The organism is Huaxiibacter chinensis (assembly GCF_022171985.1).
GTDB classification, from domain to species: domain Bacteria; phylum Pseudomonadota; class Gammaproteobacteria; order Enterobacterales; family Enterobacteriaceae; genus Enterobacter; species Enterobacter chinensis_A.
On sequence record NZ_JAJVHF010000003.1, the window covers coordinates 376,771 to 390,738 of the forward strand.

Sequence of the window (13,968 nt, forward strand, 5' to 3'; positions counted from 1 at the left end):
TTTACCCTCTTGCCGCAAGTGCGGTTACGCGGTCATAGGCTGCACCTGAACGCAATACTGCCAGGACTTTTTGCGCGTTGGACTGCAAATCTTCGTCGCCGTGCAAACGCATCAGCATCGCAACATTGGCGGCGACAGCGGCCTCATGGGCGGCTTCACCTTTACCTTGTAATAAGCGCGTCAGAATGTCACGGTTTTCTTCCGGTGTACCGCCTGCCAGCTGTTCCTGACGATACGGCGTCAGGCCAAAGTCTTTTGCTTCCAGCTGGTAGCTCTGGATTTCACCGTCGCGTAACTCAGCCACCAGCGTTGGAGCATGAAGCGACACCTCATCCATCCCACCGCTGTGGACGACCGCCGCACGTTGATAGCCCAGGACCCGTAACGTCTCGGCAATAGGCAGCACCAGTTCCGGACTGTAAACCCCAATCAGCGCAAGGGGAGGATGCGCAGGGTTGATAAGCGGACCCAGGACGTTGAACAGGGTGCGGGTTTTCAGCTGCTGTCGCACGGGCATCGCATGGCGAAAACCGGCGTGATATTTCGGCGCGAACAGGAAACAAACGCCTAAGTCGTCCAGCGCCTCACGGGAGCGTTCAGCGTTCATTTCCAGATTAATACCAAACGCGGCCAGCAGATCGGACGAGCCTGAACGGCTGGACACGCTGCGGTTACCGTGTTTGGCGACTTTCATCCCGCAGGCGGCTGCCACGAAGGCGCTGGCCGTAGAAATGTTAATGCTGTTGCTGCCGTCACCGCCGGTGCCCACGATATCGGCAAACGGGTAGTCAGGACGGGGGAACGGCGCCGCGTTTTCCAGAAGTGCTGTGGCGGCCCCGGCGATTTCCAGCGGGTGCTCGCCGCGCACCTTCATGCTCACCAGCGCAGCGGCCAGCTGCTCTGGCTTCAGTTCTCCGCGAACAACAGCGGAGAAAAGCTGGTGGCTTTCCGGTTGGGTCAGGGTTTGCGCCTGGTACAGTTTTTCCAGAACAGGCTGCAGGGTATTGGTCTGCTCCAGTTTCTGTAACGCCCAGTTCAGCGTCTGCTCCAGCAGGCGAGCACCGTTTGAGGTCAGAATAGATTCCGGGTGGAACTGCAGGCCGCACACGCGATCGGTATCGTGCCGCACGGCCATGACCATGCCGTCAAATGAGGCGTTAATGGTCAGGCCCGCTGGAATGTTACTGCCCACCAGGGAATGATAACGGGCAACCGGCAGTGGATTTGGCAGACCCGCAAACATCGCCTGACCATCATGTTCGATGCTCGAGGCTTTTCCGTGCAGTATTTCACCCGCCTGGCCAACATAGCCACCATATGCCTCAACGATGGCCTGATGACCTAAACAGATACCGACGATGGGCAGCTTGCCGCGCATGCGGGTCAGCAATTCAGGCATACAACCGGCTTCGCTCGGTGTACCCGGCCCGGGTGACAGCAGCAGAACCGGATTTTGCATGGTAGCCAGACGCTCAATCAGCGTCTGCGCCGGAACATGATTACGGTAAATCACCACGTTATGCCCGCTGGCACGAAGCTGGTCTGCCAGGTTATAGGTAAAGGAGTCGATGTTATCGAGAAGCAGAATGTCAGCCATCAGAAAGTCTCCTGGGCATGGTGTGCAGTGGCAATCGCGCGCAATACCGCACGGGCTTTATTACGCGTTTCGTCAGCTTCAGACTGCGGAACAGAATCCAGAACAACGCCCGCGCCGGCCTGAACGGTGGCGATGCCGTCCTCAACGTAGGCGGAGCGGATGACAATGCAGGTATCCAGGTCGCCATGGGCGGTGAAATACCCGACAGCACCGCCATAGCTCCCCCGGCGACGCCCTTCGGCTGCGGCGATAAGCTGCATGGCGCGCACTTTTGGCGCGCCGCTCAGGGTGCCCATATTCATGCAGGCGCGGTAGGCGTGAAGGACATCGAGGTCGTGACGAAGCTCACCCACCACGCGGGAAACCAGATGCATCACGAAGGAGTAACGGTCTACTTTTGTTAAATCGGCCACATAACGTGTGCCCGGGGTGCAGATGCGGGCCAGGTCGTTACGGGCCAGGTCGACCAGCATGAGATGCTCGGACATCTCTTTTTGATCAGTACGCATCTCCAGCTCAATGCGGCTATCAAGATCGCGATCCAGCGTTCCATCGGCGCGGCGGCCACGAGGGCGCGTGCCGGCGATCGGATAGATTTCGATCTGGCGGCTGGTGGCGTCATACTTCAGAGAGCTTTCCGGTGACGCGCCAAACAGGGTGAAATCGTTATCCTGCATAAAGAACATGTACGGGCTCGGGTTGCTCTTCTTCAGCACATCATAGGCCGCCAGCGGCGACGGGCAGGGTAAGGAGAATCGACGAGAAGGAACCACCTGGAAGATTTCGCCCGCGCGTATCGCTTTTTGCATCTGACGCACCACTGCGCCGAACTGGTCGTCGGTCTGGTTACATTCGCAGCGCATATGTTCAACGTGCTGCACCGGTAAGACAGGCGGCTCTTCATTCATCTGCTGCTGCAGTTGTGCAATGCGATGTTCGAGACGTTCTTTTTCTGCGGCCGACGGGGTGAACAGGCTGGCCTGAATGCGGGTGCTTTTCTTTTTATGGTCGATAACCAGCAGCGTTTCGGCCAGATAGAAACAGTAGTCCGGGCAGTTATTGCCCTGGTCGGTTTCCGGTAACGCTTCAAAACCCGCGACCAGGTCATAGGCAAACAACCCGCCGAAGAACATGGCTTCGCGTTCGTGCGCCGGGACCTCGACCAGATTTTGCAGAAGACGAAACGCGTCGAAGACCGAGAGGGAGCACAGACGGGCATCTTCATCCAGCAGCTGGCTGACGGGCGGGAAACGCAACACACGCATATCAGGGCGCTGTTCATTCTCGATACCTGCCGGCAGCGCGGTATCTAACAGCGTAAGCAGGGCGGAGCCGTTATCCGACAGCGCGTGAAGGGTGACAGTGTCACCAAGCGCGGTAATGCGCAACGCGCTATCGACAAGCAGCAGACTCTTTAAATCATCTTTGCTGTCGATGTCCGCGGATTCAAGCAGCAGGGTTGCCGGTCGCGCACCGCACAGCTGATGAAACAGCGCGGTGGGGTTATGGCGATAAGCCGCATCGCAGGCCAGTAACTCAAGATGTGTTTTGCCGGTTTGCATGATCTTATTCTCATTAATTCTGTTCAAAAAAAGCCCGCTTAATCGCGGGCCGGGTATCTGTTTGCGTTTCGCAGACGAATGACACTGCCCGTAAGTCAGGAAGTACGCCACCAGCCTTGCAGAGTGATAAGTGCTCTCATTTTCAGATACCTGTATTGTGTGAACTTGCGTACTAGTTAACTAGTTCGATGGCATGTTGTCAACCCTTGATTTCAGAATTTCGCGCCAACCCGTTATCATGGGGTGACTGCATTTGATAAACCTGTGATGAGAACTGCTTTGAGCGAAACAAACTACGCCGTGATTTATGATTTACACAGCCATACGCAGGCCTCTGACGGTCTGCTTACGCCAGAAGCGCTTGTTCATCGGGCCGTGGAAATGCGGGTGGGTACCCTGGCTATTACCGATCACGACACAACGGATGCGATTCCGGCTGCACGGGCAGAAATCCTTCGCAGCGGAATCCCGTTGAACCTGGTGTCAGGGGTCGAGATATCCACCGTCTGGGAAAACCATGAGATCCACATCGTGGGTCTGAACATTGATATTGAGCATCCCCTGCTGCGTGCGTTTCTTAACGAACAAAAAGAGCGTCGCCACCAGCGCGCGGTGTTGATTGCCGAACGCCTCGAAAAAGCCCAAATTCCGGGCGCGCTCGACGGGGCTTACACACTGGCTAACGGGGGCGCGGTGACCCGCGGTCACTTTGCACGTTTTCTGGTTGAAGCCGGGAAAGCGAATAACTTTGCCGATGTCTTTAAAAAATATCTGGCACGCGGGAAAACCGGCTACGTTCCGCCACAGTGGTGTACAATAAAACAAGCTATTGATGTCATTCATCATTCTGGCGGCAAGGCCGTACTGGCGCATCCGGGCCGGTATAACCTTTCTGCTAAGTGGCTGAAAAGACTGCTGGCACACTTTGCCGAATGCGGCGGTGAGGCGATGGAAGTCTCGCAATGTCAGCAGGCACCCAACGAGCGTACACAGCTGGCGACCTATGCCCGCCAGTATGGATTACTGGCATCACAAGGATCTGATTTCCATCAGCCTTGTGCGTGGATAGAACTGGGGCGCAAGCTCTGGTTGCCCGCAGGCGTGGAGCCGGTCTGGCAGCTCTGGGAACAGCCGCAGCACCAAATTGAAGAGAGGGAAGTATGAGTCAATTTTTCTATATTCATCCAGATAATCCGCAGCCACGCCTGATCAATCAGGCCGTGGAGATCGTCCGCAAAGGTGGGGTCATCGTCTATCCAACGGATTCGGGCTACGCCCTGGGATGCAAAATTGAAGATAAAGGCGCAATGGAGCGCATTTGTCGGATTCGCCAGCTGCCGAACGGCCATAACTTTACGCTGATGTGTCGCGACCTGTCCGAGTTGTCGACCTATGCCTATGTCGATAACGTGGCGTTTCGTCTTATCAAAAACAACACGCCGGGCAACTACACCTTTATCCTGAAAGGGACGAAAGAGGTGCCTCGTCGCCTGCTGCAGGAAAAACGTAAAACTATCGGAATGCGCGTTCCGTCTAATCCCATCGCTCAGGCGCTGCTCGAAACGCTGGGCGAACCCATGTTGTCCACCTCTTTAATGTTGCCGGGCAGCGATTTTACCGAGTCCGATCCTGATGAAATTAAGGATCGTCTGGAGAAAGTTGTCGACCTGGTGATTCACGGCGGCTACCTGGGACAACAGCCCACCACGGTGGTTGATCTCACCGAAGAAGCACCTGAAGTCATTCGTGAAGGCGTGGGCGACGTTAAACCTTTCTTGTAATCATGTAAGTCGCTATACTACGCGGCCATCATTATTGCGGCCCTGCCGCGATAATTGACCCTATTCGACGCCTGTGAAGGCGACACCTGAAGGATGCTCAATGAGCGAAAAATTACAGAAAGTGCTGGCGCGCGCCGGCCACGGTTCACGCCGTGAAATCGAAACGATTATCGAAGCTGGTCGTGTCAGCGTAGATGGCAAAATTGCCAGGCTGGGCGATCGCGTGGAAGTCGTTCCCGGGATGAAGATCCGTCTCGACGGGCACATCATCTCGGTGAAAGAATCCGCAGAGCAGATTTGTCGCGTGCTGGCGTACTACAAACCAGAAGGCGAGTTGTGCACCCGCAACGATCCGGAAGGCCGTCCGACGGTATTTGACCGCCTGCCAAAACTGCGTGGCGCACGCTGGATTGCCGTTGGGCGTCTGGATGTGAACACCTGCGGCCTGCTGCTGTTCACCACCGACGGTGAGCTGGCGAACCGCCTGATGCACCCGAGCCGTGAAGTCGAACGCGAATACGCGGTGCGCGTATTCGGTGAAGTTGATGAAAATAAACTGCGCGATCTGTCGCGTGGCGTTCAGTTAGAAGACGGCCCGGCCGCCTTTAAAACCATTAAATTTACCGGTGGTGAAGGGATTAACCAGTGGTATAACGTGACCCTCACTGAAGGCCGCAACCGTGAGGTTCGCCGTCTCTGGGAAGCCGTTGGCGTTCAGGTCAGCCGACTGATCCGCGTTCGCTACGGCGATATCCTGCTGCCTAAAGGGCTGCCGCGCGGGGGGTACACCGAGCTTGATTTAACCCAGACTAACTACCTGCGCGAGCTGGTAGGCCTGGCGCCGGAAACCACGTCAAAAGTGGCGGTTGAGAAAGATCGTCGCCGTGTGAAAGCGAATCAGATTCGCCGTGCGGTGAAACGTCATACTCAGGTAAGCACCGGACGTCGCTCCGGTAGCCGTAACAACAACGGCTAACGTAAAAAAACCCGGCGCTGCCGGGTTTTTTATTAATAGTCGATGCCAATCTGCGCTTTTATTCCCGCATCAAACGCGTGTTTCACCGGGCGAAGTTCGCTGACCGTGTCCGCGTAATCAAGAATATCCCGATGGCAGCCACGACCCGTAATGATGACCGTCTGATGAGAGGGGCGCGCTTTTAACGCCTCCAGCACTTCATCCAGCGGTAAATAGTCGTAGGCCACCATATAGGTGATCTCATCCAGCACGACCATGTTCAGGTCCGGATTGGCCAGCATTCTTTTGCCGTGCTCCCAGACGGCGAGACAGGCGGCGGTATCGCTTTCGCGATTCTGGGTATCCCAGGTGAAACCGGTCGCCATAACCTGAAACTCCACGCCGTGCGGCTCAAGAAGATTACGCTCACCGTTGGGCCATTCACCCTTAATAAATTGCACTACGCCCACATGTTGACCGTGGCCGACGGCCCGCGTCGCTGTACCAAACGCGGCAGTGGTTTTCCCTTTACCATTGCCCGTAAACACGATAACGATACCGCGTTCCTGCTGCGCGGCGGCGACACGCGCATCAACCTGCTCTTTCAGTCGCTGCTGGCGCTGCTGATGACGATCTTCACTCATTGCGAAATTCCTGGTTTACGGCCCGGTTGGGCATCAAAGGTCATTCCGGTTTTGCGGCGGCTATCGTCACCCATCAACCATAAATAGAGCGGCATAATATCAGCCGGCGTTTTGAGCTTTTGTGGATCTTCAGTGGGGAAGGCGCTGGCGCGCATTTTGGTGCGTGTGCCGCCCGGATTAATGCAGTTGACGCGAAGCGCCTGGTTTTGATACTCCTCCGCCAGGACCTGCATCATTCCTTCCGTGGCAAACTTTGACGCCGCATAGGCTCCCCAGTTTGCCCGGCCTTCACGGCCCACGCTGGAAGAGGTAAAGACAAGCGATCCGGAATCAGACTTGAGTAATAAAGGAAGGAGTGCCTGAGTCAGGAAGAAGGTGCCATTCACATTCACCTGCATGACCTGTTGCCAGACATCCGGGTTTTGCCGATCCATCGGACAGACATCTCCCAGCAGGCCCGCGTTGTGCAAGACGCCATCCAGGCGTGGGTAGTGCTCAGCAATACGCTCGGCCAGCTCGCGGCAGGTTTCTGGTGTGCAGGTCAGGAGATCGAGGGTGAAGATGCGAGCCGGCGCACCGCCTGCATCGGCTATCTCCTGGGCGACCTGGTGCAGTTTTTCTTCATTACGACCAAGCAGTACAAGCCTTGCGCCGTATTGTGAGTAGGTCAGGGCGGCTTCGCGGCCAATCCCGTCGCTGGCACCGGTGACCAGTATGATGCGGTTCTGCAGTAAATCTTTTTGCGGTTGATAATGCACGGTGACTCCTGTGGCGCGATGCACGCGCTGCTACGCCTTCTGTTCTGTTCGCTTTTCGGGTTTATGCCCGAAATGGCGCGTGATTTCAATCAGTCTACAGGAGATAACACTTCCAAATTAACAATTTGCAATGATTTGGCGATGAATGATCTCTTTCTGACAACGCCTCGCAACTCAGGTGTCGCAAACGAGACGCCTGGTTTTGGCTGTTGTACACTGAGCATGAAAGAGTCGTGGCTAAATCAAGGTGGAACACGTGGAGTTACTTTCTGAATATGGGTTGTTTCTGGCGAAAATCGCGACGGTTGTCATCGCCATCGCAGTCATCGCCGTCCTGGTGGTGAATTTGACGCAGCGCAAGCGTCAGCGTGGTGAGTTACGCATCACCCGCTTAAGTGAGCAATATAAGGAGATGCAGGAGGATATGTCCGTGGGGTTGCTGGACAGGTATCAGCAAAAACTGTGGCATAAAGCTCAAAAGAAAAAGCACAAGCAGGATGAGAAAGCGGCGAAAGTCAACGCCAGACAGGGGCAACAGGCAGCCCTCAAACCACGTGTTTATGTACTCGATTTCAAAGGCAGTATGGATGCGCATGAAGTCACCTCGCTGCGGGAAGAAGTGACGGCAGTGATGGCGGTAGCAAAACCCGAAGATCAGGTGGTTCTGCGCCTTGAGAGCCCCGGCGGCGTGGTCCACGGCTACGGCCTGGCGGCGTCACAACTGCAGCGTCTGCGTGAGAAGAATATTCCGCTCACCGTGGCTGTTGATAAGGTTGCAGCAAGCGGAGGCTACATGATGGCCTGCGTGGCCGATAAAATCGTTGCCGCGCCGTTTGCTATTCTGGGTTCGATTGGAGTGGTGGCACAAATCCCGAACTTTAATCGCTTCCTGAAAAACAAAGAGATCGATATTGAACTGCACACGGCAGGGCAATACAAACGCACCCTGACCCTGCTGGGTGAAAATACCGAAGAAGGGCGGCAGAAGTTCCGCGAGGATCTCAACGAAACCCATCTGCTGTTCAAGGATTTCGTTAAAGAAATGCGTCCGTCTCTGGATATTGACCAGGTGGCGACAGGTGAACACTGGTACGGCATTCAGGCCCGGGAAAAAGGGCTGGTTGACGAGGTGGGAACCAGTGACGATCTGTTACTGGGGCTGATGGACGGTCGCGAACTTATCGGCGTGCGCTATACGCAACGCAAAAGAATGATCGACCGATTCACCAACAGTGCGGCTGAAAGTGCCGATCGTCTGTTGCTGCGCTGGCTACAGCGAGGCCAGAAACCGCTGCTTTGAGCACCAAACAAAACGCGAGGCATTTGCCTCGCGTTTTGTTTAATCGACCAGGTGATACTTCTCAGAGAGGGTATGTGCCAGGTATTTGAACATGTTAAATACCGCCGTACTTTTGGGTGTCGGGAGACCTTGTTCATCCAGGTAGTACTCGCCACTAAACACCAGCACGCCGTTGCGCTGTTCAACACCGGTGGCTTCGATACCCGCCAGGGTGTCTTCATGTTCACGGATCAGTTTGTTGGCTTCGAGAAGCAGCGTCACGCGATTGATAGGTTGGGTACTTTGTTGCATTTTCCACTCCTTAAACAGTGACATTAGTCTACGCCTGACCTGCACCATGGGCAAATTTTCCCTGTTTTTTGAGGGGCTAAAGCAAAGGTGCTGGGCTGGCGCGATTTGCTTTTGCATGCTAATAAAGTTGCGTAACAGATTTTATCAGGTACAGTGTGCGCTTTCGTCATTCTGGCAACAGAATTGCTTGACATTCGACCCAAAGCTCGTCGCATAGTCATTTCAGTGCGAGAAAAAAGCCCGATAACTCAATCGCCTGGACGCATCTCTTACGGCGTTCATTCAGAAAAAGGGGTTGATATCCCCTGGCGTCGTCGCAATATACATGGCTCGTCGCTAGCGGAAGGGAAATCAACGTGCGGCGTATTCCTGGAAGAATTAAATTAGGTAAAGGTGAATATGGGTAAAGCTCTCGTCATCGTTGAGTCCCCGGCAAAAGCCAAAACGATCAATAAGTATCTGGGTAATGACTACGTGGTTAAGTCCAGCGTTGGTCATATCCGCGATTTGCCGACAAGTGGCTCAGCCAGCAAAAAGAGCGCAGACTCTACCTCCACCAAAGGGGCTAAGAAGCCTAAAAAGGATGAACGTAGTGCGCTCGTCAACCGTATGGGTGTCGACCCATGGCATGACTGGCAGGCTCAGTACGAAGTGCTGCCAGGGAAAGAAAAAGTCGTCAACGAGCTGAAGCAGCTTGCAGAGAAAGCCGACCATATCTATCTCGCAACCGACCTTGACCGCGAAGGGGAGGCCATTGCATGGCACCTGCGGGAAATTATCGGTGGTGATGACAAACGCTATAGCCGCGTTGTCTTTAACGAGATCACAAAGAATGCGATTCGCCAGGCGTTTGAAAAGCCGGGTGAACTGAATATCGACCGTGTTAATGCCCAGCAGGCGCGCCGCTTTATGGACCGCGTTGTGGGTTACATGGTTTCGCCACTGCTGTGGAAGAAAATCGCCCGTGGCCTTTCCGCTGGACGTGTACAGTCCGTTGCAGTGCGTCTGGTTGTTGAGCGCGAACGCGAAATCAAAGCGTTCGTTCCGGAAGAGTTCTGGGAAATTGACGCAAATGTCACCACGCCTGGCGGCGATGCATTGCCGCTGCAGGTGACGCATCACAACGATAAGGCGTTCCGCCCGGAAAACCGCGATCAGACCATGGCTGCGGTAGCCCTGCTGGAAAAAGCCCGTTATCAGGTGGTGGATCGCGAAGATAAACCGACCAGCAGTAAACCCGGTGCGCCTTTCATTACTTCGACACTCCAGCAGGCGGCGAGCACGCGTCTGGGTTATGGCGTGAAGAAAACGATGATGATGGCGCAGCGTCTTTACGAAGCGGGTTACATCACCTATATGCGTACTGACTCAACGAATCTGAGCCAGGATGCCGTGACCCAGTTACGCGACTACATCAGCGATAACTTCGGTAAAAAATATCTGCCGGAAAGCCCGATTCAGTACGCCAGCAAAGAGAACTCTCAGGAAGCGCACGAAGCCATTCGTCCTTCTGACGTCTCCGTGCAGGCCGAAGCGTTAAAAGACATGGAAGCCGACGCGCAGAAGCTGTATCAGCTTATCTGGCGTCAGTTCGTTGCCTGTCAGATGACTCCGGCAAAATACGACTCCACCACGCTGACCGTTGGCGCAGGTGAATTCCGCCTGAAAGCGCGTGGCCGTATCCTGCGCTTCGATGGCTGGACAAAAGTGATGCCAGCCCTGCGTAAAGGCGATGAAGATCGTACGCTGCCCGCAGTGAACAAAGGGGATGAATTGTCCCTGACAGAACTGCTCCCGGCCCAGCACTTTACCAAACCACCCGCGCGTTTCAGTGAAGCGTCGTTGGTAAAAGAGCTGGAAAAACGCGGTATCGGCCGTCCGTCGACCTATGCTTCGATCATTTCGACCATCCAGGATCGCGGTTATGTTCGTGTCGAAAGCCGTCGCTTCTATGCCGAAAAAATGGGTGAAATTGTCACCGATCGGCTGGAAGAGAACTTCCGCGAATTGATGAATTACGACTTTACCGCACAGATGGAAGACCGTCTGGATGAAGTCGCCAATCATCAGGCAGAATGGAAAAAGGTGCTCGACAGCTTCTTTAGCGACTTTACGCTTCAGTTAAACAAAGCGGAGAAGGATCCTGAAGAAGGCGGCATGCAGCCAAATCAGATGGTGATGACCAGCATCGATTGCCCGACCTGTGGTCGTAAAATGGGCATTCGTACTGCCACCACCGGGGTCTTCCTGGGCTGCTCCGGGTATGCGTTGCCACCGAAAGAGCGCTGCAAAACCACCATTAACCTGGTGCCTGAAAACGAAGTGCTTAACGTCCTGGAAGGCGACGACGCGGAAACCAACGCGCTTCGTGCAAAACGCCGCTGCCAGAAGTGTGGCACCGCGATGGACAGCTACCTGATCGATCCTAAACGTAAACTGCATGTCTGTGGTAATAACCCGACCTGTGACGGTTACGAGATCGAAGAGGGCGAGTTCCGCATTAAAGGCTATGATGGCCCGATCGTGGAGTGCGAAAAATGTGGTTCTGAAATGCACCTGAGAATGGGGCGTTTCGGTAAGTACATGGCCTGTACCAACGACGAATGTAAGAACACGCGTAAAATCCTGCGTAACGGGGAAGTGGCGCCGCCGAAAGAAGATCCGGTTCCGCTGCCTGAACTGCCGTGTGAGAAATCAGACGCTTATTTCGTGCTGCGTGATGGTGCTGCGGGTGTTTTCCTTGCGGCCAACACCTTCCCGAAATCCCGTGAAACGCGCGCCCCACGCGTGGCTGAACTGTATCGTTTCCGCGATCGTTTACCGGAGAAGCTGCGCTATCTGGCCGACGCGCCGCAGGCCGATCCTGAAGGTAACGAAACCGTGGTCCGCTTTAGCCGCAAAACCAAGCAGCAGTATGTTGCCGCTGAAAAAGAGGGTAAAGCGACCGGCTGGTCTGCATTCTTTGTGGACGGTAAATGGGTTGAAGGTAAGAAATAACCTTTCATTCCCGTTAGTTACCTTTAAAGGGCCGGTGTTCCGGCCCTTTTTTATTGCACGGTTATTATTTTTTGTTCCGTACTATACAGTCAGGATATAAATGATATAGTGGTTATAGTTAACCCATTTCTTATTATTAAATCGTCTTAAGCGATTGCCCGTGTGCGCTCAATCGGATGGTCTGGCATGAAACTACAGCAGCTTCGCTATATCGTTGAGGTGGTTAACCACAATCTCAACGTCTCTTCCACCGCAGAAGGTCTCTACACCTCCCAGCCTGGCATCAGCAAGCAGGTGCGTATGCTGGAGGATGAACTTGGCATTCAGATCTTTGCCCGCAGCGGCAAACACCTGACTCAGGTGACACCCGCAGGGCAGGAGATTATCCGTATCGCCCGGGAAGTGCTCTCGAAAGTCGACGCCATTAAATCCGTGGCAGGGGAACATACCTGGCCAGATAAAGGTTCTCTGTATATCGCCACGACACACACACAGGCGCGTTATGCTCTTCCCGGCGTCATCAAGGGCTTTATCGAGCGCTATCCTCGCGTATCGCTTCATATGCATCAGGGCTCGCCGACGCAAATTGCTGAAGCCGTTTCGAAGGGCAATGCGGATTTCGCTATCGCCACCGAAGCGCTGCATCTCTATGACGACCTGGTTATGCTGCCGTGTTACCACTGGAACCGTTCAATTGTGGTCACGCCCGATCATCCTCTGGCAGGCAAGGGGTCGGTCACCATTGAGGAGCTGGCACAGTATCCCCTGGTCACGTACACATTTGGGTTTACCGGACGTTCTGAACTGGATACCGCGTTTAATCGCGCTGGCTTAACACCCCGTATTGTGTTTACTGCCACCGACGCGGATGTGATCAAAACCTATGTCCGACTGGGGCTGGGCGTTGGGGTCATTGCGAGCATGGCCGTCGATCCGGTGTCGGATCCAGACCTGGTTCGCCTGGACGCGCATGATGTATTCAGCCACAGCACCACCAAAATTGGTTTCCGTCGCAGCACCTTCTTGCGAAGCTATATGTATGATTTTATTCAACGCTTTGCACCGCATTTGACTCGTGACGTGGTGGATACCGCCGTTGCATTGCGATCGAATGAAGATATCGAAGCGATGTTTAACGATATTAAGCTTCCTGAAAAATAATCACCGTCGGTATCTTTCCGGTGGCGAAAGATACCGTTTTCCCTCCTTAAAGCTAAATTAGAATTATCATCAACTTCATTTACGCCCTGTTTAAACGGCATAACCGCGAGAAACTCAGGGGCAAACTGTCGCAAATTTGCGACAAAAGTAGAAAGTAATTCCCCGCTACGCAAATTCCACGTTTCAATTATTTATTTCATGTCAAAAGATTGAATATTTCATACGTTTTCATACGTAAATTCGCTGGCTTTTCGACTAAAGTTTCTTTAGGATTTATCTCAGTCATGATTACTTATGCCGATTGTTTGGTAGCGAAATGATAAGCGATATCGATTGTATGAGGTTAGCAATGCCGTCAGGAAGTGAAGAGCCGCAAAGGGACCCAGCGCTTAAACGTAAAGCCTGGCTGGCGGTATTCCTTGGCTCCGCCCTGTTTTGGGTGGTGGTGGCGTTACTGGTCTGGAATTACTGGGGATGAATATGGCAGCTCTGTTGCAGGTTGAACGGGTTAAGAAATTGTGTCGCCCATGTGACGACAATCGCAAAGTAAGTAAGGTACTTGCGACAAGCGTGCCCACCTCATGGACGCTGACGGCACAGCAGCAGGCCTTTATTGATTTGTTCGCGGAAGACGAACCGAAAAAACAATAATTTAGTCATAAAGCCCCCAGGGTTAATAATGACTGCGCTTTTGTACTCTTTAATAAATACACATCAGCAATATTCAATGGGGAATTACCCCGGTCCGGTATATATATAAAAGTCTGGTGTTACGATGATGAATATCCTACAGAACGCTAAATACTGGTCATGGATCGGCGCTTTCACTGTATCCATCCTGTTCTGGTCCCAGCTTATCTGGCTGGCCCTAAACTAAACGTAAAAACCTCGCTCCGGCGAGGTTTTTTGTTGGGTCTCATAT

General features: G+C 53.9%; 15 protein-coding genes and 1 other annotated feature. Of the genes, 9 read left to right on the plus strand and 6 right to left on the minus strand.

From position 1 onward, the window contains the following. Window position 1 precedes the first annotated feature (1 nt). From trpD to trpL, 3 genes are all read right to left on the minus strand, one after another. Window positions 2-1,597, minus strand: coding sequence for a bifunctional anthranilate synthase glutamate amidotransferase component TrpG/anthranilate phosphoribosyltransferase TrpD (gene trpD / locus LZP96_RS10735; RefSeq protein ID WP_064326321.1), 1,596 nt, complete (start codon window positions 1,595-1,597; stop codon window positions 2-4). After that, complete coding sequence (locus LZP96_RS10740) at window positions 1,597-3,159, minus strand: anthranilate synthase component 1 (RefSeq protein WP_064326320.1); 1,563 nt, start codon at window positions 3,157-3,159, stop codon at window positions 1,597-1,599. The genes trpD and LZP96_RS10740 overlap by 1 nt, the downstream gene beginning before the upstream one ends. Window positions 3,160-3,183: 24 nt before the next feature. Beyond that, window positions 3,184-3,278: a sequence feature (Trp leader region), on the minus strand. Further along, on the minus strand, window positions 3,255-3,299 hold the full coding sequence (gene trpL / locus LZP96_RS24220) for a trp operon leader peptide (protein WP_157685372.1): 45 nt from the start codon (window positions 3,297-3,299) through the stop codon (window positions 3,255-3,257). (Overlaps the previous feature by 24 nt.) Before the next feature lie 139 nt (window positions 3,300-3,438). Here trpL and rnm point away from each other — a divergent pair, with 139 nt between their 5' ends. The 3 genes from rnm to rluB all read left to right on the plus strand — a co-directional run bounded on the left by rnm (window position 3,439) and on the right by rluB (window position 5,916). Further along, window positions 3,439-4,323 carry an RNase RNM gene (rnm, locus tag LZP96_RS10745; protein ID WP_064326319.1) on the plus strand — a complete coding sequence of 295 codons (885 nt, stop codon included), beginning with the start codon at window positions 3,439-3,441 and terminating at the stop codon, window positions 4,321-4,323. Further along, window positions 4,320-4,940, plus strand: coding sequence for an L-threonylcarbamoyladenylate synthase (locus LZP96_RS10750; RefSeq protein ID WP_064326318.1), 621 nt, complete (start codon window positions 4,320-4,322; stop codon window positions 4,938-4,940). Before rnm ends, LZP96_RS10750 begins: the two co-directional genes overlap by 4 nt. A gap of 100 nt (window positions 4,941-5,040) precedes the next feature. Further along, window positions 5,041-5,916 (plus strand): 23S rRNA pseudouridine(2605) synthase RluB, encoded by an 876-nt coding sequence (rluB, locus tag LZP96_RS10755; protein ID WP_064326317.1) that lies wholly within the window; start codon window positions 5,041-5,043, stop codon window positions 5,914-5,916. Window positions 5,917-5,948: 32 nt separating this feature from the next. Here rluB and cobO read toward each other — a convergent pair whose 3' ends face one another. Continuing rightward, window positions 5,949-6,539 (minus strand): cob(I)yrinic acid a,c-diamide adenosyltransferase, encoded by a 591-nt coding sequence (gene cobO, locus LZP96_RS10760; protein ID WP_064326316.1) that lies wholly within the window; start codon window positions 6,537-6,539, stop codon window positions 5,949-5,951. Further along, window positions 6,536-7,297 (minus strand): YciK family oxidoreductase, encoded by a 762-nt coding sequence (locus tag LZP96_RS10765; protein ID WP_064326315.1) that lies wholly within the window; start codon window positions 7,295-7,297, stop codon window positions 6,536-6,538. Before LZP96_RS10765 ends, cobO begins: the two co-directional genes overlap by 4 nt. A 256-nt stretch (window positions 7,298-7,553) precedes the next feature. Here LZP96_RS10765 and sohB point away from each other — a divergent pair, with 256 nt between their 5' ends. Next, entirely contained in the window at window positions 7,554-8,597 is a 1,044-nt protein-coding gene (gene sohB, locus LZP96_RS10770; protein ID WP_064326314.1) for a protease SohB, read from the plus strand. A gap of 39 nt (window positions 8,598-8,636) precedes the next feature. On the opposite strand, the gene LZP96_RS10775 is transcribed toward sohB, so the two are convergent. Further along, on the minus strand, window positions 8,637-8,888 hold the full coding sequence (locus LZP96_RS10775) for a YciN family protein (protein WP_064328141.1): 252 nt from the start codon (window positions 8,886-8,888) through the stop codon (window positions 8,637-8,639). A 399-nt stretch (window positions 8,889-9,287) separates the two neighbouring features. Between LZP96_RS10775 and topA the strand changes: the two genes are divergently transcribed. The 5 genes from topA to ymiC all read left to right on the plus strand — a co-directional run bounded on the left by topA (window position 9,288) and on the right by ymiC (window position 13,923). After that, entirely contained in the window at window positions 9,288-11,885 is a 2,598-nt protein-coding gene (gene topA, locus LZP96_RS10780; RefSeq protein ID WP_064326313.1) for a type I DNA topoisomerase, read from the plus strand. Between the two features lie 186 nt (window positions 11,886-12,071). Next, window positions 12,072-13,046, plus strand: coding sequence for an HTH-type transcriptional regulator CysB (cysB, locus tag LZP96_RS10785; RefSeq protein WP_064326312.1), 975 nt, complete (start codon window positions 12,072-12,074; stop codon window positions 13,044-13,046). A gap of 337 nt (window positions 13,047-13,383) precedes the next feature. Beyond that, window positions 13,384-13,524 (plus strand): YmiA family putative membrane protein, encoded by a 141-nt coding sequence (locus LZP96_RS10790; RefSeq protein ID WP_213083754.1) that lies wholly within the window; start codon window positions 13,384-13,386, stop codon window positions 13,522-13,524. Next, window positions 13,521-13,697, plus strand: a complete 177-nt coding sequence (locus LZP96_RS10795; protein ID WP_496539333.1) for a YciX family protein — start codon at window positions 13,521-13,523, stop codon at window positions 13,695-13,697. The genes LZP96_RS10790 and LZP96_RS10795 overlap by 4 nt, the downstream gene beginning before the upstream one ends. A 127-nt stretch (window positions 13,698-13,824) precedes the next feature. Beyond that, window positions 13,825-13,923 (plus strand): small membrane protein YmiC, encoded by a 99-nt coding sequence (gene ymiC, locus LZP96_RS10800; RefSeq protein WP_064328139.1) that lies wholly within the window; start codon window positions 13,825-13,827, stop codon window positions 13,921-13,923. Window positions 13,924-13,968 lie beyond the last annotated feature (45 nt).